Annotated in this window: 19 protein-coding genes; 15 read left to right on the plus strand and 4 right to left on the minus strand. The window is 30.0% G+C overall.

All coding sequences use genetic code 11. The annotated features are described in order from the left end of the window. Positions 1-3 precede the first annotated feature (3 nt). The 4 genes from putA to ACIJYI_RS01830 are packed head-to-tail and all read left to right on the plus strand — an operon-like array spanning position 4 to position 5908. Positions 4-3039: a bifunctional proline dehydrogenase/L-glutamate gamma-semialdehyde dehydrogenase PutA gene (gene putA, locus ACIJYI_RS01815; protein ID WP_435114420.1), complete on the plus strand. Its 3036-nt coding sequence runs from the start codon at positions 4-6 to the stop codon at positions 3037-3039. Between the two features lie 20 nt (positions 3040-3059). Next, positions 3060-3776: a class I SAM-dependent methyltransferase gene (locus tag ACIJYI_RS01820; protein WP_435114421.1), complete on the plus strand. Its 717-nt coding sequence runs from the start codon at positions 3060-3062 to the stop codon at positions 3774-3776. Next, positions 3769-5232 carry a DUF294 nucleotidyltransferase-like domain-containing protein gene (locus ACIJYI_RS01825; protein ID WP_435114422.1) on the plus strand — a complete coding sequence of 488 codons (1464 nt, stop codon included), beginning with the start codon at positions 3769-3771 and terminating at the stop codon, positions 5230-5232. The genes ACIJYI_RS01820 and ACIJYI_RS01825 overlap by 8 nt, the downstream gene beginning before the upstream one ends. Next, the gene (locus tag ACIJYI_RS01830; RefSeq protein ID WP_435114423.1) at positions 5216-5908 is read left to right on the plus strand and encodes a 3'-5' exonuclease; all 693 of its coding nucleotides are present in this window, start codon (positions 5216-5218) and stop codon (positions 5906-5908) included. Before ACIJYI_RS01825 ends, ACIJYI_RS01830 begins: the two co-directional genes overlap by 17 nt. Here ACIJYI_RS01830 and ACIJYI_RS01835 read toward each other — a convergent pair whose 3' ends face one another. Beyond that, positions 5909-6436 (minus strand): cytochrome b, encoded by a 528-nt coding sequence (locus tag ACIJYI_RS01835; RefSeq protein WP_435114424.1) that lies wholly within the window; start codon positions 6434-6436, stop codon positions 5909-5911. Here ACIJYI_RS01835 and ACIJYI_RS01840 point away from each other — a divergent pair. Both ACIJYI_RS01840 and ACIJYI_RS01845 read left to right on the plus strand, forming a co-directional pair. After that, positions 6431-6898, plus strand: coding sequence for a c-type cytochrome (locus tag ACIJYI_RS01840; RefSeq protein WP_435114425.1), 468 nt, complete (start codon positions 6431-6433; stop codon positions 6896-6898). The two genes, ACIJYI_RS01835 and ACIJYI_RS01840, sit on opposite strands and share 6 nt — an antisense overlap. Before the next feature lie 26 nt (positions 6899-6924). Further along, a complete protein-coding gene (locus ACIJYI_RS01845) occupies positions 6925-7449 on the plus strand; it encodes a hypothetical protein (protein WP_435114426.1) in 525 nt (174 codons plus the stop codon). Positions 7450-7727: 278 nt separating this feature from the next. Here the strand turns inward: ACIJYI_RS01845 and ACIJYI_RS01850 are convergent, their stop codons facing one another. After that, positions 7728-8585: an NAD(P)-dependent oxidoreductase gene (locus tag ACIJYI_RS01850; protein ID WP_435114427.1), complete on the minus strand. Its 858-nt coding sequence runs from the start codon at positions 8583-8585 to the stop codon at positions 7728-7730. A 53-nt stretch (positions 8586-8638) separates the two neighbouring features. On the opposite strand from ACIJYI_RS01850, the gene ACIJYI_RS01855 reads away from it, so the two are divergent. Then, the gene (locus ACIJYI_RS01855) at positions 8639-8818 is read left to right on the plus strand and encodes a hypothetical protein (protein WP_435090855.1); all 180 of its coding nucleotides are present in this window, start codon (positions 8639-8641) and stop codon (positions 8816-8818) included. A gap of 1 nt (position 8819) precedes the next feature. Here the strand turns inward: ACIJYI_RS01855 and ACIJYI_RS01860 are convergent, their stop codons facing one another. Further along, positions 8820-9707 (minus strand): DMT family transporter, encoded by an 888-nt coding sequence (locus ACIJYI_RS01860; protein WP_435114428.1) that lies wholly within the window; start codon positions 9705-9707, stop codon positions 8820-8822. A gap of 30 nt (positions 9708-9737) precedes the next feature. Continuing rightward, positions 9738-11243, minus strand: coding sequence for a UxaA family hydrolase (locus ACIJYI_RS01865; RefSeq protein WP_435114429.1), 1506 nt, complete (start codon positions 11241-11243; stop codon positions 9738-9740). 59 nt (positions 11244-11302) lie between these two features. Between ACIJYI_RS01865 and ACIJYI_RS01870 the strand changes: the two genes are divergently transcribed. From ACIJYI_RS01870 to ACIJYI_RS01905, 8 genes are all read left to right on the plus strand, one after another. Beyond that, positions 11303-13078, plus strand: coding sequence for an IlvD/Edd family dehydratase (locus ACIJYI_RS01870; protein WP_435114430.1), 1776 nt, complete (start codon positions 11303-11305; stop codon positions 13076-13078). A gap of 4 nt (positions 13079-13082) precedes the next feature. Further along, on the plus strand, positions 13083-14051 hold the full coding sequence (locus tag ACIJYI_RS01875; protein WP_435090861.1) for a 2-hydroxyacid dehydrogenase: 969 nt from the start codon (positions 13083-13085) through the stop codon (positions 14049-14051). 127 nt (positions 14052-14178) lie between these two features. Further along, positions 14179-15195, plus strand: a complete 1017-nt coding sequence (gene dctP, locus ACIJYI_RS01880) for a TRAP transporter substrate-binding protein DctP (RefSeq protein ID WP_435090862.1) — start codon at positions 14179-14181, stop codon at positions 15193-15195. 66 nt (positions 15196-15261) lie between these two features. After that, positions 15262-15831, plus strand: coding sequence for a TRAP transporter small permease subunit (locus ACIJYI_RS01885; protein ID WP_435114431.1), 570 nt, complete (start codon positions 15262-15264; stop codon positions 15829-15831). Position 15832: 1 nt separating this feature from the next. Next, positions 15833-17149: a TRAP transporter large permease gene (locus ACIJYI_RS01890; protein WP_435090865.1), complete on the plus strand. Its 1317-nt coding sequence runs from the start codon at positions 15833-15835 to the stop codon at positions 17147-17149. Beyond that, entirely contained in the window at positions 17150-18022 is an 873-nt protein-coding gene (locus ACIJYI_RS01895) for an NAD(P)-dependent oxidoreductase (protein WP_435114432.1), read from the plus strand. After that, positions 18019-18762, plus strand: coding sequence for an SDR family oxidoreductase (locus ACIJYI_RS01900; RefSeq protein WP_435114433.1), 744 nt, complete (start codon positions 18019-18021; stop codon positions 18760-18762). The genes ACIJYI_RS01895 and ACIJYI_RS01900 overlap by 4 nt, the downstream gene beginning before the upstream one ends. Before the next feature lie 20 nt (positions 18763-18782). Then, positions 18783-19625, plus strand: a complete 843-nt coding sequence (locus tag ACIJYI_RS01905) for a fumarylacetoacetate hydrolase family protein (protein WP_435114434.1) — start codon at positions 18783-18785, stop codon at positions 19623-19625. Position 19626 lies beyond the last annotated feature (1 nt).

The following is a 19626-nucleotide window of genomic DNA, read 5'->3' on the forward strand; positions in this document are numbered from 1 at the left end:
GCAATGGAAAATATATTCGATAATAAATATTTAAATCAAAAAAAATTAGTCAAAGATCATTTTTACTATCTAGTGTCTAATTTTTCAGAACTTAATCAAAAACAAATAGATTATTTATCAATTAATATTGTTAAAAATGCTCAAAACTACAAAGCTGGAAGCCCATTTAGTAAATTAATTCATGAGTTCTCACTTACAAGCAACGAAGGTATTGTGCTGATGTGTTTAGCAGAAGCTCTTTTAAGAATACCAGATGCAACAACAATTAATGATTTAATAGAAGACAAAATTCCAATAGGAGATTGGAAAAAATATATCAAAAATGATAAAGATTTATTTGTAAATATCTCCTCAATAGCTTTTTTATTAACAGGTAAAATTGTTGAAGAAAAAGTTGAAGAAAATAAAAATATATTAGGTAAAGTTGTTAAAAATCTTTCAGGCCCAATTTTAAGAAATGCAATCAAGCAAGCAATTAATATTCTTGCTAAACAATTTGTTTTTGAAAGAGATATCAAAAAAGCAATTAATTTTAGTAATGAAAAAAAACATGACAAATATACTTTTTCATTTGATATGTTGGGTGAAGCAGCAGTTACTTATGAGGATTCTGATCGATATTATAGTCAATATGAAGAAGCAATAATTAAAACTGGCAAAGGAAAGAACCCTCATAAAAAAAGTATTTCCATTAAACTATCATCTCTACATCCAAGATATGAGCGAAACAAATTAGATCTATTAAAAAAAGAACTTTTTCCAAAGGCTTATAAACTTACTGAACTTGGAAGAGAAAATAATGTTGATATTTGTTTTGATGCAGAAGAAGCTGATAGATTAAATTTATCGTTATTCATATTTAAGGAAATAATTGAAAGTAAATTGATTGATGAAAAATATCAAGGTTTTGGATTTGCGGTTCAAGCTTACCAAAAGAGAGCTTTTTTTGTATTAGATTGGCTTAAGAAATATTTAAGTGAAGTTAATAAAAAGATTAATATTAGATTGGTTAAGGGAGCTTACTGGGATACAGAAATAAAAGTTGCTCAAGAACAAGGTTTTATTGATTACCCAGTGTTTACTAAAAAATTTGCAACCGACATATCATATCTAGCTTGTGCTCATAAGCTCTATGAAAATGATAATGTTTTTTCACAATTTGCGACCCACAACGCTCATAGTATTTCATATATTAAAACTCTTTTTAAAGATCGGGATTTTGAATTTCAAAAATTACATGGAATGGGTGATGAAATTTATTCATATTTTGAAAAAGATGAAAATTTTAAATGTAGAGTTTATGCGCCAGTTGGTGGCTACAAAGATTTACTACCTTATTTAGTAAGAAGATTACTAGAAAATGGTGCTAACACTTCATTTATTCATCAACTAAAAACAAAAGATTTTGATGTCTCAAAGTTAATTCAATCCCCACTTGCTAAAATTGAAAAACTTGATGAGGACAAAATTAAAAAACCAATAGATATCTATGGAGATCGAAAAAATTCGAAAGGCTTAGATTTAAGTGAGGAAGATGTGGTTAAAAGTTTTCAATTTAATGGAAAATTTAAAGATATTAAAGCTTACTCATTAATTAATGGTAAGGATATTAAATCAGATAAAGAGATAGATATAAAATCTCCTCATAGCTCTTCAGTTTTAGGCAAAAAGTATTTTGCTGATGAGAAGATATCTGAAATAGCAATTGAAAGCTTAAAAGAATACTCTTCAAAATGGAAAAAATTTCCAATTGAAAAAAAAGCTGAGATTTTTTTAAAATTTGCAAATTTAATTGAAGATAATGCAAATGACATTATTGAAATATGTGCAAAAGAGTCTGGTAAAAGTATTAAAAACTCAATTGCAGAGATTAGAGAAGCAATTGATTTTTGCAGATACTATTCAAAAGAAGCTTTAAATTTATTTCAAACTCAAACATTAAAAGGACCAACTGGAGAACTTAATCAATACAGAATGGTAGGAAAAGGTCTTTCGTTTGTGGTAAGCCCTTGGAATTTTCCAGTAGCAATTTTTATAGGTCAAACTGTTGCTGCACTTATTACTGGCAATGTAGTAATTACCAAACCCGCTGAACAATCATCATTTGCAGCATATTATATCATAAAACTTTTATTAAAAGCTGGTTTGCCCAGTAACGCAATTGCATTGCTATTAGGTGACGGAGCATTAATTGGAAAAAAAGTTATTAATGATAAAAAACTTAAGAATGTCATCTTCACTGGTTCCTTAGAAACAGCAAAAATTATTCAATCTAATCTTCAGCAAAAAGAAAATATTCCAACTTTCATTGCAGAAACAGGAGGTCTTAATTGCATGATTGTAGATACTTCAGCTTTAACAGAGCATGTTGTAAAAGATGTAGTTAATTCAGGTTTTGATAGTGCGGGGCAAAGATGTTCAGCTTGTAGAATATTATGTGTTGAAGAAAATATCTATGAACATACTAAGCATACTTTAATTGGAGCAATGAAAACACAAAAAGTCGGTAATCCAGAAGAATTGTCAACAGATATTGGGCCAGTAATTGATACTGAAGCATTTGATAATATTAATAATCATATAAAAAAATTTGATAAAGTTTTCCAAACAGAGATAAATTTAAATCAAGGTAATTTTATTCCACCAACATTAATTGAAATTGAAAAACTATCAGATTTAAAAAATGAAGTATTTGGTCCAGTAGTCCACATGCTGAAGTATAAAGCTTCAAATTTAGATCAATTAATCGAAGATATTAATGATCTTGGATTTGGATTAACACTTGGTATACACAGTAGAATAGACAAAACCATTGATAGGGTGGTAGAAAAAGCTGAAATTGGCAATATTTATATAAATAGAAACATGATTGGTGCAGTAGTAGGAGTTCAACCTTTTGGGGGATATGAAAAATCAGGCACAGGTCCAAAAGCTGGAGGACCTGAGTATTTAAAACGGTTATGCCATGAACAAAGTATTTCTAACAATACTGCTTCAATGGGTGGAAATGCATCACTATTATCAGAAGTAGAGGATTAGATTTCTATAAAAAAAACAAAATGGTATCGTTAAAAAATTGGGATAATAAAACTTGGTTGTCCTCAAAAGATTATATTAAATCTTTCAGTAAATTCTTAATTAAAAACAGCAATCTTAATTCTAAATCTGAAATTTTAGATATTGGGTGTGGAAGGGGCAAAATTTCTGGAAACTTATATAATGAATTAAAGTTAACATCTAAACCTACAGGTATCGATATTGTAGACCACAAAGACAAAGATAAAAGAATTAGATTTAAAAAATTAAATGGTTTAAATTTTTTAGACAAAAATAAAAAGTTTTTTGATTTAATCTTAATAAAACAAACAATTCACTTGTTGAAAATAAGAGAAATCAAAAAACTAATTAAACTTTGTAAAAAATATCTAAAACCAAATGGTGTTATTATGGTGTTAACTTTAGATCCATATAAAAATGAAATCCCTACATTCAAATTAATGAACAGTAAACTTAAAAAATCTTTGAATAGGGACAAAAAGATAATTGCACTACTAAAGAAAAACAACAAAATTAGTAAGACAAAAAGATTTATTTATAAAGTTAAAATTTTAAAATCAAAATACCTTCAAATGATTAACGATAGGTATATTTCAATATTATTAGAATTTGATCTAAATCAAATCAAAAAGGGAGTGAATGAAATTAATTCAAACTTTAAAAAAAAAATTATATTTAACGATAAGTTGCAATGTATAATTATATCTAAAAATGTCTAAAAGATCTAACAGTGTAGATTTGTTTACTAATAAAGTCATGAATTATATGACTAATGACTTTATCCTGGTTGAAAAAAATGAACTGGTTAAAACAACTATTGAGAAACTCAGAAAAGAAAAAAAATCAACTGTCATAATTCAAGAAAATGAAAAAATGATCGGAATAATAACTGAAAAAGATATTCTTAAAAGGGTCGCTTTTAGCACTGATGAGAAAACAAAAGTTGATCAAGTTATGACACATCCAGTTAAATTTGTTTATGAGGATGATTTGTTATTTCATGCGGTAGGCAAAATGAGAAAATTAAATTTAAATCATCTTCCTGTTTTAGATATGAGTTTAAAAATACAGGGAATGATTGATATGAATACAGCTTTGCAAGCTGAATTAGGAGATGTGGTCAATCAAATTGACAACATGACTTATGATGAGCAAGACGTTTCAGGTTTAATTAAAATTAAACAACAACAAGTCGTTTTAGCTAATAACATGTTAGTTAGAAATGCTTATCCAGGTGATATTTCATATTTATTAAGTTTTTTAAATAATGTCATCTACCGTAGGGCAATTCGATTGGCAGAAAAAAGAGTTGGGGAAAAAAATATAATAGAAAAAATTCCAGAATATTCGGTCATTGTTATGGGCTCAGGGGGGAGAATGGAAAGTTTTCTGCATCCTGACCAGGATAATGGAATAATCTATGAAAGTAACAATGAAGACCCAAAAAAATTAGATTTATATTTTAATGAACTTGCTAAGGATTTTACAAAAACTTTGGATGACTGCGGTATTCCTTTTTGTAAAGGAGACTTAATGGCAAGTAATCCATTGTGGAGAAAAAGTGTACCAGAATGGAAAAATCAAATTACTCAATTTTTAGATAATCACACCCCTCAAGATATGAGAAATATTGATATGCTTTACGATTTTAGATCTATTTATGGTAAAAAAAAACTAGCTGAAAATTTAAAGATTTATTTAAACAAAAAACTGCATGAAAAAAAATTATTAAAGTTTTTGTATTTTAGTGAAGAACAAAGTGATGCTGCAATTGGTTTTTTTGGTCAATTTATTTTAGAAAAAAATGATAAGGAAAATTTAGGATTATTAAACCTAAAACACACAGGAACACTTCCGTTGGTAGAAAGTATTAGATTATATTCAATCAAACATAAGGTTACAAAAATTTCAACATTTGAGCGATTAAATGAACTAAATAAATTAAAGGTTTTAACTGTTGATGAAGTAGATTTTTTCAAAAATGCTCATCGTTTTATGTCAAATATTTTACTTAAAAATCAAGTTGAAAGAACAAAACAAGGTTTAACAATTAAAAATTTTATTGATCCAAAAACTTTACTTGAAAGAGAAAAAAAAGTTTTAAAAATTTATCTTAAACAAATTAGAAAATTAAAACAAAGGGTAAGAGTAGATATTGGTGAAGAGTATTTTTAATAAGATTAAATATTATTTTGAAAAACAAAAGTTGTTTAATCGAGTAACACTTGAGCAATCTAATTTTGCAATTTTAGATACCGAAACAACAGGATTGAGAGTGTCTAAGGGAGATAAAGTTGTATCTGTTGCTTCTATTAAAATTAGTGAATTTAAGATCAGAGAAGATGTGATTTTAGATGAATTAGTGAATCCTCAAATAAAAATTCCAGAACAATCAACTATGATACACAACATTAAGGATGAAGATGTTAAAGACAAACCAACATTAATTGAAATAGAAGATAAAATACTAAAGTTTATTAAAAAGAGTGTTTTAGTTGGTCATAATATTGATTTTGATATTAAATTTTTAAAAAACAATGCTAAAAATACTAATCTTGCCAATCGAATGAAGGTTATTCAGCCAATTGATACAATTCATCTTACTGCAGGACTTTTCCCAGATTTAAAGAATTATGAACTAACAAGTTTATGTGAACACTTTAATATAAAAGCTGATGATCAAGTTAGACATTCTGCCCTAGGTGATTGCTGGTTAACAGCTAGATTGTTTTTGTTTCTTTTAAACAAAGCAAAAGATTTAGGAATAACAAATATTACAGGATTGATAAAACTATGTGACCGAGGGTTGAACTTGCATCATATTATAAAGAATGCAAAAAATATTCATTAGCTAAAGAATTTTTTTTAATAAATTGTCATTAAAAAATAATTTATGGATAATCACAGCCATTAAATGAATAATGATAAGAGCTATCAGTAAATAGTTTGAAAAAATATGAATATCATAAAATAATTCTCCTAATTCAAAATTATCTTGAATTTTAATTTTTTTAAAAATGATTGTGAGTGCTTCTCCATTGAATAATTTCTTAAAAATTCCTGATATTGTGATTGATAGAATTGTCACATACAGAAGTACATGATTTAGCTTTGCTAGAAATTTTTGACCTTTAAAAATACTTGGTTCTAATTTTGGTGTTGGGTTAAAGATTTTATAAATTAACCTTAAAATTACCAAGTAAAATATAGATAAACCAATTATCACGTGAATATTTTCAAAGCTCAATCTCTCTGGTCCAAAATCTAAATCTACCAAATAAAATCCAAGCGGAATTTGAATGAGAAGCAATGCAGCACTTGCCCAATGTAAAAATTTTGAGATTAAACCATACTCTGTTAAAGTATTTTTAACATGCATTTCCCAATTAAACATATTGCAAACAATATTGGTACCTGTTTGTTTATAATTATTTTAGTATTTTTAGGTTCTAATGCTTATTCTGATCAGTCGGCTGAAGATACTATCAAAGCAAGAAAGGCTTTATTTAGTAAGAATTATAAGACCGCAAAAAGAGTTCAATCCTTATCTGCTAATGGAGAATTTGATGAAGCTAAAGAATTGATGATTGAAATGAGTAAAAATTATGAGGTATTGTTGGGATTATTTCCTGAAAATTCTAAAGAGGGTTTTAAAACCGGTGCTTTACCAACTATTTGGCAGGATAAAGAAAATTTCAATACACTAATGAAAAAATCATCTGTTGATATGATTAAACTAACCTCTTTAATTGAAACTACAGACGACATTAAGGGAACTGTTGGAAAATTAATGTGGGGTAATTGTAAAGCTTGTCATAGCAAATATAGAGAAGAACATTAACAGTTTTACTTAGATATAATTTGAATATGATTCCACCAAAAGTACAAGAACATTTAGAGGAATATATAAGCCAAGAAGTTTATGTTCAGGTATCTATAGTTAAAGGTAAAGAAAAAGTTTCAACAAAGTCAGCAATAAAAAAATATTTTACCAGTAACCATTTTAGAGATCTTTCTGAGGGAAAACCTTACAATCATTTTATAGAAGGTCTTAGGGACAAATGCCTTGCAAAATTAAAAAATTCACCAATGAGAGATAAACAAACAAATGACGAAACTATAAAAGTTTTACAAAAGAAATTAAATGATTTAACTGACGAAGAAATGAACAATACCTTTTGGGAAATTGAAACAGGTGAATTTTTTTCAAATGAACAAATTAAAGAGTTAGAAAAAGACAGAAGTGATTTGATATCAAAATTAGATTTAAATAAAAAAGAAAATGAAGTCTTCGAAACTATCATAGATTTTTGTAAAAATTACGAAGAGCTATGTAAAAAAAAATACCCAGAAGCACCACTTCCACTAGAAATCTTAAAATCTGTAAATTAAATTTTAAGGGTTCGCTCTTTAAGATGATTACCTAAAGAGCTCCCTTATATAGCCTCTTTGGCATTTAAATCCGATTGGATTTTATTTTTCTTGTTTATGGATTTATTGTTCAGTTATGTATCAGGTGGTGTAAGATTTAGCATAATGACCTCCTTATTAATAAAGGTAATTATTAATAAAAAAATATCAATTGATTTATTTACAATTAATGAAAATATACTTCTTGAATACAACCTGCTGCTTTAGTAAAATCTCGATAATTTAATTTTAGTCTTTAATTAATTTTTATTTATCAATTCACTTATAAAATTTTCTCCATGACCATCATCAACAGCTTTTTGGAAATAATTTTTATTTACCTTTGCTACTTTTTCAGCCTCAGGAAAATCTTTCAATAGATCTTGTATATAAGTTAAATCCTTAACAGAATTAGTTGCTGTAAATTTAAAACCTGTAAAATCACCCTTAAGTAAATTATCAAAAACTCTCACTAGCGCCGTTGAATTGCCCGATCCTAGTTTAGCAACATCAAAAACTTTTTTTAAATCCAAGTCTAATTTTATAGCTGTTTTTGCCAAATGGTTGACTAAAGCTGCATTTCCTAACGATAAAAAATTGTTTAAAAGCTTAGATTTTGCACCCATACCAACTGGGCCAAAGTAAAAATAATCTTTACAAAAGATCTTTAAATATGGTTCAGCTAATTTAAAATTACTTTCTGATGCACCCACAATACCTCCCAAGACACCTTCTTCTGCTTGAACTGGACCACCCATTACTGGGCATTCAATATAATTAATATTATTAGACTTAAATATTTTTTCTGTTTCAATTGAGCCAGTTTTGTTGTGAGTAGTAATGTCTATTATAATAGTTTTTGCATTTAGTATTTTTGAAAGCTTTTCAGATATAGATTTAGCAATTGGTGTGTTGGTAACACACATAAACAAACAATCTAAATTCTTATTTGAAAATTCCTTGATAGATACTATTTCTTTAGCACCCTCACTAACAATTTTCTCGATAGGCTTTCTATTTTTGTTTGCCACCACAAAAAGATTGTGGCCATGTTTTACAATATTCTTAGCTATACCGTAACCCATATAGCCCACACCAATAAATCCAATATTGTTCATAATAATAATTAATTGAAGTTTACATAATAGAATAATATGTATAAAGTTTAAAGATGAATTATGTAAACGGACTTATAAAACTTTTAGTTAGTTTAGTTATTTCTACAATAATCATTTATTCTATAAATATTATAGCTGGCTTTGCTGGCGCAGACTATTCATTTACCAACGGTGAAGCTTTTATAATATGGATATTAATGGCAATTTTAGTCAATAACTGTTTAAAAAAATAAATTAATTTTTTATTTTAACTTTTTTTTTGGAACCTTCAGTTTTGATAAATAATATTCCAAAGACAATAATTCCAATTACTCCATAAATTTTATTAACATCAATTGGCACACCAAATATCATAAAGTTTATTATTGTAGACCATACTAATTGTGAATATTGAAAATTAGTTACAAAAGATAAATTAGATAATTGAATCGCGTAAATCAGCATAAAGTGACTAATGAAACCTGATACACCTAATAAAACTAAAAGTAGCCAATAACTATTTTTTTCAATAGGAGCCCAGTTTAAAGAGACGTAAATTGAAAAAACGATAGCTCCTGTAATAGCTGTATAAAAAATTGATGCAAATGGATCATTGTTTCCTGAAATTAACTTTGTAAAAAATTGATAAAGAGCCCAACATAATGGAGGTACTAGTGGAAAAATTAATTCTGGGCTTAAAACCTTCATGCTTGGACCAAGAGAATATATAATTGATCCAAAACTCATTACCATTAACAACAAACCTTTTAGGCTTAAAATATCTTTCAAAAAAATGGCTGATAACATTGCAACGATTAATGGTGCAGAAAAAAACACTACATAAATATCAACTAAATCAAATCTTTGTAATGAATTGAACATAAAAAAAGTTGCTGTAATCATTAATACAGACCTTAAAATTTGAATTTTAAAATTTTTTTTTAAGTTAATTTTTGGCCTAAAAATTAAAAAATAAATTCCTAAAGCTATAAAATGAAAAAAAAATCTACCCCATACAGCTTGTGTAATTGGCATCACTCCTCCTAAAAATTTAGCTAAAGAGTCCATACACACAAACATAAAAAAACCTGTTGCGGACAATAGAATTATTTTTACTAGGGGTGGTCTATTAGTTTCAGTCATGTGATAGTTGAGTAAATATTTTAAAAATATTTACATTACAACACCAACTTGCCATGGGTTAAATTCTTCATCACCATAGCCATTAATTTCACTTTTTGATTTATTACCTGAGGCTGTATTTACAACTAATTCAAATATTTTTTGTCCTACTTCTTCCACTTTTTCTTTTCCTTCAGCAATAGTTCCACAATTGATATCCATATCTTCAGTCATTTTTTCATACATTGTAGTGTTAGTTGAAAGTTTTAAACTTGGAACTGGCTTGCATCCAAAACAAGAGCCTCGACCAGTTGTAAAGCAAATCACATTTGCACCTGATGCAACTTGGCCTGTAACAGATACAGGATCGTAACCTGGTGAGTCCATAAAATTAAATCCTTTATTCTTTAGAGGTTCTGCATAATTTAATACATCTTGAAGTATAGAATTTCCTCCTTTAGCAACTGCACCTAAAGATTTTTCTAATATAGTAGTTAAGCCTCCTTTTTTATTTCCTGGAGCAGGATTGTTATCCATTGAACTATTATTAATTGAAGTATAATGCCTCCACCATTCAATTCTTTTTATTAATTTATCAGCTGTCTCTTTAGAGTTTGCTCTATTAATTAATAAATGTTCTGCACCATATATTTCTGGTGTTTCTGATAATATTGAGCTTCCACCTTTTTTAACTATTAGATCTGCCGCAACACCTAGAGCAGGATTTGCTGTAATTCCAGAATAACCATCAGACCCACCACACTGTAAAGCTAATGTTAAATGACTTACAGGTTGTGATGTTCTTTCAATATCGTTAGCTTCGTTAAGTAAATTTTTTATTTGTGAAAATACCTTTTCAACAATTTTTTTAGTTCCTCCCTCATCTTGAATAGTTAAAAAATGTATTCGATTATGTTTTTTTAAAGATTCATCAAATAAACTTACTTGCGCACACTCACATCCCAAACCTATTACAAAAACATGAGAAAAGTTTGGATGATTTTTAAATCCATCAATTGTTCTTTGAAAAATTTGCATTCCTTCACTAACTGTATTCATTCCACACCCAGTAGAATGTGTTATAGGAACTATGCCATCAATATTTGGATATTCTTTTAAGATATTAGAATATTTAATTTTTTCTACAATCATTTTTGTAACTGTTGCAGAACAATTAACTGTACTAACAATTCCTATATAATTTCTTGTAGCCACATCTCCGTTATCTCTTAAAATACCGTTAAAAAAGGTGTCAGTTTTTTCACTAATAATATTTTTTTTGTTTGAAATTTTAAAATCTCTTTTAAATTCTCTAAATTCTAAATTATGTGAATGAACATGCTCCCCTGGTTTAATGTCATTTAATGCAAAACCAATTATTTGATCATATTTTATAATAGGATCACCTTTATTTATTGATTTAAGACAAACTTTATGACCAAAAGGTATCGGGTCTATTGTGCTTATATTATGACCTTTTATTTTAGTTTTTTCAGGTATGATAAATTGACTTACCCCTACATTATCATTCTGATTTAAAACTATTAGATTATTCACAGATTTATTATATAAATAATGCTTTAAACAAGCCATAATAATTTTATTACATTGTTTCTATGAAAAAAAAGAATTTAAGAAGTCAGCAGTGGTTTGATAACCCAAAAGACCCAGGACAAACTGCAATTTATTTAGAGAGATATCTAAATTATGGGTTAACAAGAAAAGAACTTCAGTCTGGGAATCCAATAATTGGTATAGCTCAATCAGGAAGTGACCTGACACCATGTAATAGACATTTTCAATCTTTAAGCAAAAGAATAAAAGATGGAATTAGAAGAGCAGGCGGTATTCCAATGGAGTTTCCAACACATCCAATTCAAGAAAATGGAAAAAGACCAACAGCAATGCTTGATAGAAATTTATCTTATCTTTCGCTTGTAGAGGTACTTTATGGATATCCTATTGATGGAGTTATTTTAACAACAGGTTGTGACAAGACTACACCAGCAGCTTTGATGGCAGCTGCAACAGTTAACATCCCTGCAATAGTTTTATCTGGAGGACCGATGTTGGATGGAGTTTACAAAGGTAAATTAGCAGGATCAGGAACTGTAATTTGGGAAGCAAGAAGATTGTTATCTAAAGGTAAAATTAATTATGATGAATTAATGGATATGGTTTCAGCTTCAGCCCCAAGCATAGGTCACTGTAATACAATGGGAACAGCATCCTCAATGAATTCTGTTGCTGAGGCATTAGGAATGTCATTAACAGGTTGCGCAGTAATACCAGCGCCTTATAGAGAAAGAGAGCAAATTTCTTTTGAAACCGGAAAAAGAATTGTTGGAATGGTTCATGAAGATTTAAAACCATCAAAAATTATGACACGTAAAGCATTTGAAAATGCAGTGGTAGTTGCAAGCGCAATAGGAGCATCAAGTAATTGCACAACTCATTTAATAGCAATAGCTAAACATATGGGAATAAAGTTTGATTTATCTAACTGGCAAAAGTTAGGTCATGCAATCCCACTACTTGCTAACTGTCAGCCAGCTGGTGAATACTTAATGGAAAGCTTTTATAGAGCGGGAGGAATACCTGCGATAATGAAAGAATTAATGAAACATAAAAAAATTCACACCAACATAATGACTGTATCGGGAAAAAATGTAGGTCAAAATTTAAAAAGAAAAATTGAAGCAGATAGAAGTGTAATTAAAACTTTTGAAGAAGCTCTCACTGAAAAAGCAGGTTTTTTAGTTATGAAAAGTAATTTCTTCTCGACTGCTGTAATGAAAACATCGGTAATTAGTGAAGAATTTAGAGAAAGATTTTTATCTGATCCAAAAAAACCTAATGTGTTTACAGGAAAGGCAGTAGTCTTTGAAGGACCTGAAGATTATCATAAGAGAATTAATAGTAAAAAATTAAATATAGATGAAAAATCAATTTTAATAATTAGAGGCTGTGGACCTGTTGGCTATCCTGGTGCAGCTGAAGTAGTGAATATGCAGCCACCTGATAGACTTTTAAAACAAGGAATAAATGCGTTACCAACAATAGGTGATGGTAGACAAAGTGGAACTTCTGAAAGTCCATCAATTCTTCATGTTTCACCAGAATCTGCTGTAGGTGGCGATTTAGCTATAGTTAAAACTGGAGATAAAATGACTATAGATTTAAATAAGAGAAGAGTGGATTTATTAATTTCTCAAGCAGAATTTAAAAAAAGAAGAAAGAAAAAGAAACTTCTTAAAATTGACAATCAGACTCCATGGCAAGAAATTTTTAGAAACACAGTAGGACAACTTGAAGATGGTGCTTGCATTAAATCTAGATCCCTATATTTAGATGTGGCGACTAAAAAAGGTATACCAAGAAACTCACATTAATTTTATGAAAGCAAAAATCTTAGTTACAAGAAAATTATCAGATGCAGCAGAAGAAAAATTAAGAAAAGATTTTGATGTAACTCTAAATCCTAATGATGAGCCAATTCCAAATGACAAGCTTATTAAAATGGCCAATGAATACGATGGATTTATATCAACAGGTTTTGATAAAATTGGAGAAGAATTTTTTAAAGATTTAAATGGAAAGTTAAAAATTATTGCTCAAGTAGGAGTGGGTTATGATAATATTTCTGTTAAATCAGCTGAAAGTAAAAAGATTAAAGTAACTAATACACCAAATGTATTAAATGAAGCTGTTGCTGAAACAACTATTTTATTAATCCTTGCTGCTTCTAGAAGAATTGGTGAAGCTTATAATTTAGTAAGATCTGGAACATGGAAAGATCAAAAACCTGATTTAACTAAATTTATGATAGGAAATTCAGTTACTGGAAAAACACTTGGTATAATTGGTATGGGTCGAATTGGCAGAATGGCTGCAAAATGTGCCAAGGCATTTGGCATGAAAATTATTTACTATAATAGAAATAAACTTTCTTCTGATTTAGAGGATGGAGCAAAATATTTTTCAGATATAGAGTCTATGATGCCCGAATGTGATTTTGTAAGTATTCACACACCAGCAACTGCTGAAACAAAACATATTTTGAATAAATCATCGATTAGTTTGTTACCCAAACATGCTGTAGTGATTAATACTTCAAGAGGCTCAACCATTGATGATGATGCATTGATAGAAGCTCTTCAAAATAATAAAATTTATGCTGCTGGCTTAGATGTTTTTAACAATGAGCCTAACTTAGATGAAAGATACATGAAGTTAGATAATTGTTTTGTCTTACCACATGTTGGAAGTGCAACTCATGAAACTCGTTTAGCAATGAGCATGATGGCAGTAGATAATATTTTTTGTTTTTTTGAAAACAAGCCACTTATATCTGAAGTAGTCTAATACAACTAAAAGTTGTTATTTAATTAATATATATAATTTCTATACACATATTATCCCCGTTTTAATTGTAATTTAAAATCAAATATGATTTAGTCACATAATTAAAAACATAACCGAGAGGAAGATAATGTTAAAATTAATAACAAAAACTATAGCTGCGGTAGCTGTTGTTTCAGTTGCTTTATTTGGTTCTGCAAATGCAAAAACTTTAAAGATTGAAACTCACTTTACTGCTAATTCACCAAATGGTGAAGTTGCAGCTCAATTCGCTAAAAACGTAGAAATGTTTTCTGGTGGAAGCTTAAAAGTAGAAATGTTTTACTCATCATCAGTTTCAGGAAAATCTGCTGAAGTATTTAACTCTGCACAAACTGGAATTATTGACTGTGATATGACAGGTGCTGGTTACCAAACTGGTAAAAATGCTGCGTTCCAATTTGCAGGTGATGTAATGGGTGGATACGATAACCCTTATCAACAATATGATTTCTTAAAGTACCCTGGTGCTCAAGATGCTGTTGATGCATTATACAATAAATATGGAATGACACTTATTGGTTGGTGGATACCTGGACATGAGTCACTTATTTCAAGTGTTCCAATTCCAGATGTTGCATCAATTAAAGACTTTAAATTTAGATCACCTCCAGGAATGGAAAGTATGATCTTTGCTGAGTTAGGCGCTAAACCAATCGTAATGGATTTTGGTGAAGTTCCAACTGCTTTACAAACTGGTCTAATTGATGGTGCTGACTATTCTAGTTTAGCAACTAACACTGCAGGTGGACACTATGAGCAAAATAAATATGCTACATATCCTGGTTTCCACTCTATGCCAGCTGACCACTTAGCTTGTAATTCTAAAGTTTGGAAAAAGTTAAAAGCGCATGAAAGAGGTGCTATGAAAGCCGGAATAGAAATTGCTGGTAGAACTATCACTAGCTTAGTTGAAAGAAAAAATGCTGAAGCTGTTAAACAATTAGCAGGTATGGGCGTTACTCTTCATGACTGGGCTCCATCAGAGAGAGCTAAGTTCAGAGCTTCTGCACTAAAAGCGTGGGAAACTTGGAAGACAAAATCTCCTGAGGCTGCTCAACTTATAGAAATGCACAAAGCTTACATGAAAGCTAACGGTATCCTATAATTATAGTATACAGAAAAATCTTGAAGGGCCTGAAAAGGCCCTTCTTTTTCAAAATTTTAAAAAATTATGCTTGATAAGTCCTTACAAGAACAAACTGAAAAAGTTGCAAGCAAAGATGATTTTCCAATCAATTGGGTAGACAGAATTACTTTATTTATAAGTCATACAATTAAATATTTAATCCCAGTCATTGTAGTTGTGATGATGTACGAAATTTTTATGAGATATATTATGGAAAAACCAACCATGTGGGTAAATGAATTATGTTTATGGTTAGCAGGAGTTATTTATTTAGTTGGTGGAATATATGCAACAAGACTTAGAAGTCATATAAGAATTGTGATGTTATATGATTATGTAGAAAGGCCAACTCAAAGAATTTTTGATTTAATAAGTACATTAGTAATAGTCATATTTGCTGCAGCTGTCATTTATGGAGGTTGGGAAGATGCACATAGATCATTTGTAACATGGGAAAGATTTGCAACTTTTTGGGATCCTCCAATACCTGCTACTATGAAGCCACTTACACTTATTTGTGTGTTTCTTATTGCAGTTCAATCAGTAAATAACTTAATAGTAGATTGGAAAAATCCAAAAGAAAAACAATACGACCCATCTAAAGATTTGAAATAATATGGAAATAGGAGCACTTTCATTAATAGTTATATTTGGTTTACTTGCACTAATCTCTATAGGTGTTCCACTTGGCTTTGCCTCTGGTTTTATGGCTGCTGTAGTAGTGTTTGCAAATATTGGTGAGCACGCGCTTGGAATTTTACTATCAAGGTATTATTCACTCGTAGTAACTTATTCATTTTTATCTGTTCCTTTGTTTATATTTATGGCTTCATTACTTGAACGCTCGAACATAGCGCGAGACTTATATGATGCTCTAAATGCTTGGCTTAGAAAAACTAGAGGTGGAGTTGGTGTTGTAACAGCAATAATGGCAACGATCATGGCTGCAATGAGTGGAATTATTGGGGGAGAAATAGTTTTACTTGGATTGATAGCCTTACCTCAAATGTTGAGATTAAAATATGATCAAGATATGTCCATTGGTATTATTTGTGCATCTGGATCTTTAGGAACAATGATTCCACCATCAATTGTTTTAATTATTTATGGATTAACAACCCAAACTTCTATTACAATGTTATTTCAAGAAGCAATAGTTCCTGGATTAATGATTTCAGGTTTAATTATTACTTACATTCTTGTTAGAACAAGACTTCAGCCTCAACTTGCACCGATAAGTGATGAGCCAGCTTTAACTTTCAAAGAAAAGATGTCATACCTTCCAGGACTACTGCCTCCAATTGCTATAGTGGTAATTGTTTTGGGTTCAATTTATTCTGGTATCACTGGAATTACTGAAGCAGCAGGTATGGGTGTTGTTGCTACATTGATCATAATTTTCTTTAGAAAAGAATTAACATGGTTTTTATTTAGGGATGCCTTAGTTAGAACTTTTAAAGCATCAGGAACAATTTTAACAATTACATTTGGTGCAACAACTCTAGCTGGCGCTTACTCTTTAGCAGGTGGTCCAACATATGTTGCTGAGTTGATTTTAGGTTATGATCTAAAGCCAATGTATTTAATCTTTATGATGCAAATAATGTTCTTAATATTAGGTGCGTTTATGGATTGGGTTGGAATTGTTTTATTAGCAATGCCAGTATTTTTACCAATAGTTTTAGCTCTTGGCTTTGACCCTATTTGGTTTGGAATTCTATTTTGTGTGAATATGCAGGTTTCTTTTTTAAGTCCACCATTTGGTCCAGCAGCTTTTTATTTAAAATCTGTAACTCCACCACATATATCTTTAACAGATATTTTTAGAGGATTTGGTCCATTCATTTTAATTCAATTAATTGTTTTAGCTTGTGTAATGTTCTTTCCAGAATTTACTACGCAAAATTTCCACGAATTTATTCCAAAAAAATAAATGAATAAAAAAATAGGATTTATTGGTATAGGCTTGATGGGTCTGCCAATGGCAAAAAATATATTAAAAGCAGGCTATAATTTAAAAGCATTTAATAGATCACAAAATAAAGCTGAGCCATTAAAAGAATTTGGTGCAGAAATTTCACCAACAATTAATGATGTTGTAAATGAAAGTGATGTCTTAATTACAATGCTAACAGATGATACAGCAATTGATGATGTTATGAATAGCTCTAATTTTTTAGATAATTTAAAGTCAGGCGCCACAGTGATTGATATGAGCTCAGTTAAACCAACTACTGCAACAAAGTATTATAATAATTTAAAATTAAAAAATATAAATTATTTAGATGCACCTGTATCAGGAGGAACTATTGGAGCAGAAGAAGCTTCATTAGCAATAATGGTGGGTGGTGATCAAAAAGTTTTTGATGAAGTGATTGATATATTTAAAACAATGGGAAACCCAACTTTAGTTGGACCATCAGGTAGCGGACAAGTTTCTAAGCTAGCAAATCAAGTTATTGTTGGATTAACTATTGGAGCAGTTGCTGAAGCCATAACATTATGTGAAAAAGCAGGAGCAAATCCAGATAAAATGATTAAAGCTTTGTCAGGGGGATGGGCGGATAGCAAAATTCTTCAAACACATGGGAAAAGAATGATTGATAAAGATTTTACTCCAAAAGGTAGAACCTCTGTTCATTTAAAAGATATGAATAATATTTTAGAGTGCGCAAATAGTTATAACACACATTTACCTATTTCAAATTTAGTTAAAGAAATGTATAAAACTCTTGTTGAAAACGGACACGGCGAGACAGACCATAGTTCTATTTATAAAGAAATTGAAAGGATAAATAAAAAATGAGCGGAAGATTAGAAGGTAAAAAAATCATAGTAACAGCAGCAGGCCAAGGAATTGGTAAAGCGACTGCAATTGCTTTTCATAATGAGGGTGCAAGTGTTACAGCAACAGATTTAAATGACAAAACCTTAGCTGATTTAAACAGAGAATTTCCTAAAATTAATGTCCACACTTTAGACTCAACAGACAACAAAGCAATTTTAGAATTTGTTAAAACTTTTGAAAAAGTTGATGTTTTATTTAATGCTGTAGGTTTTGTTCATCATGGGAGTATTTTAGAATGTGAAGATAAGGATTGGAGCTTTTCTTTTGATGTAAATGTAAAATCTATGTATCAAATGTGCAAAGCTATTTTACCTTTAATGGTTAAACAAAATGGTGGAAGCATAATTAATGTTTCATCATGCGCTTCAAGTTTAAAAGGATTTCCTAATAGATTTATATACGGAACTACAAAAGGAGCAGTAATTGGTTTAACTAAATCAATAGCAGCTGATTTTGTAAAACAAAATATTAGATGTAATTCGATTGCACCAGGAACAGTATTTTCACCTTCATGGCAAGATAGAGTTAATCAAAGTCCAGATCCAGTTCAGGCTAAGAAAGATTTCATAGCCAGACAACCTATGGGTAGATTAGGAACTGCAGAGGAAATTGCTGCAGTAGCTGTATATTTAGCAGGTGATGATGCAACATTTACAACAGGAACAACAATTTCTGTTGATGGTGGAATTTCAATTTAATTAATTAAAAAAGGAGAATTATGAAATTATTAAGAGTAGGACAAAAAGGAAATGAAAAACCTGCAGCATTAGATAAAGAGGGTAAAATTAGAGATATTAGTTCACATGTTAAAGATTTAAACCCTGATCATGTTAACTTTGATACTATTTCAAAATTACAAAGTGTAGACTTAACTTCACTGCCAGAAATATCTGCAAGTGAAAGAGTGGGTTCTTGTATAACAAAACCAGGTAAATTCGTGGCTATAGGCTTAAATTATTCTGATCATGCTGCTGAAACTGGTGCGGAAGTTCCATCAGAACCAATAATGTTTATGAAAGCAACAAGCTGTATAGTTGGTCCTAATGATGATGTTGAAATTGTTTCAGGATCAAAAAAACTAGATTGGGAAGTTGAACTTGGAATCATTATTGGTAAAGAGGCCAAACATATTCCAGAAGACAAAGCCCAAGATCATATTTTAGGATATTGTTTAGTTAATGACGTCAGTGAAAGAGAATGGCAAATTGAAAAAATGGGTCAGTGGGTTAAAGGAAAATCTCATGATACTTATGGGCCTATAGGACCATACCTTGTTACAAAGGATGAGGTGTCAGATATTAATAATCTTAAAATGAGTTTAGATGTTAATGGGAATAGAATGCAAACTGGTAACACAAGCACAATGATATTTAATGTGAATACAATAGTTTCTTATGTAAGCAAGTTTATGTCTTTACAACCGGGCGATATAATTACTACTGGAACACCTCCTGGTGTTGGTATGGGGATGAAGCCGCAACAGTTTTTAAAAGCTGGTGATACAATGAAACTATCAATAGAAAACTTAGGGGAGCAAAACTCGAAAGTGGTTGCTTTATAAT

The organism is Candidatus Pelagibacter bacterium nBUS_36 (assembly GCF_051201215.1).
Taxonomy (GTDB): domain Bacteria; phylum Pseudomonadota; class Alphaproteobacteria; order Pelagibacterales; family Pelagibacteraceae; genus Pelagibacter.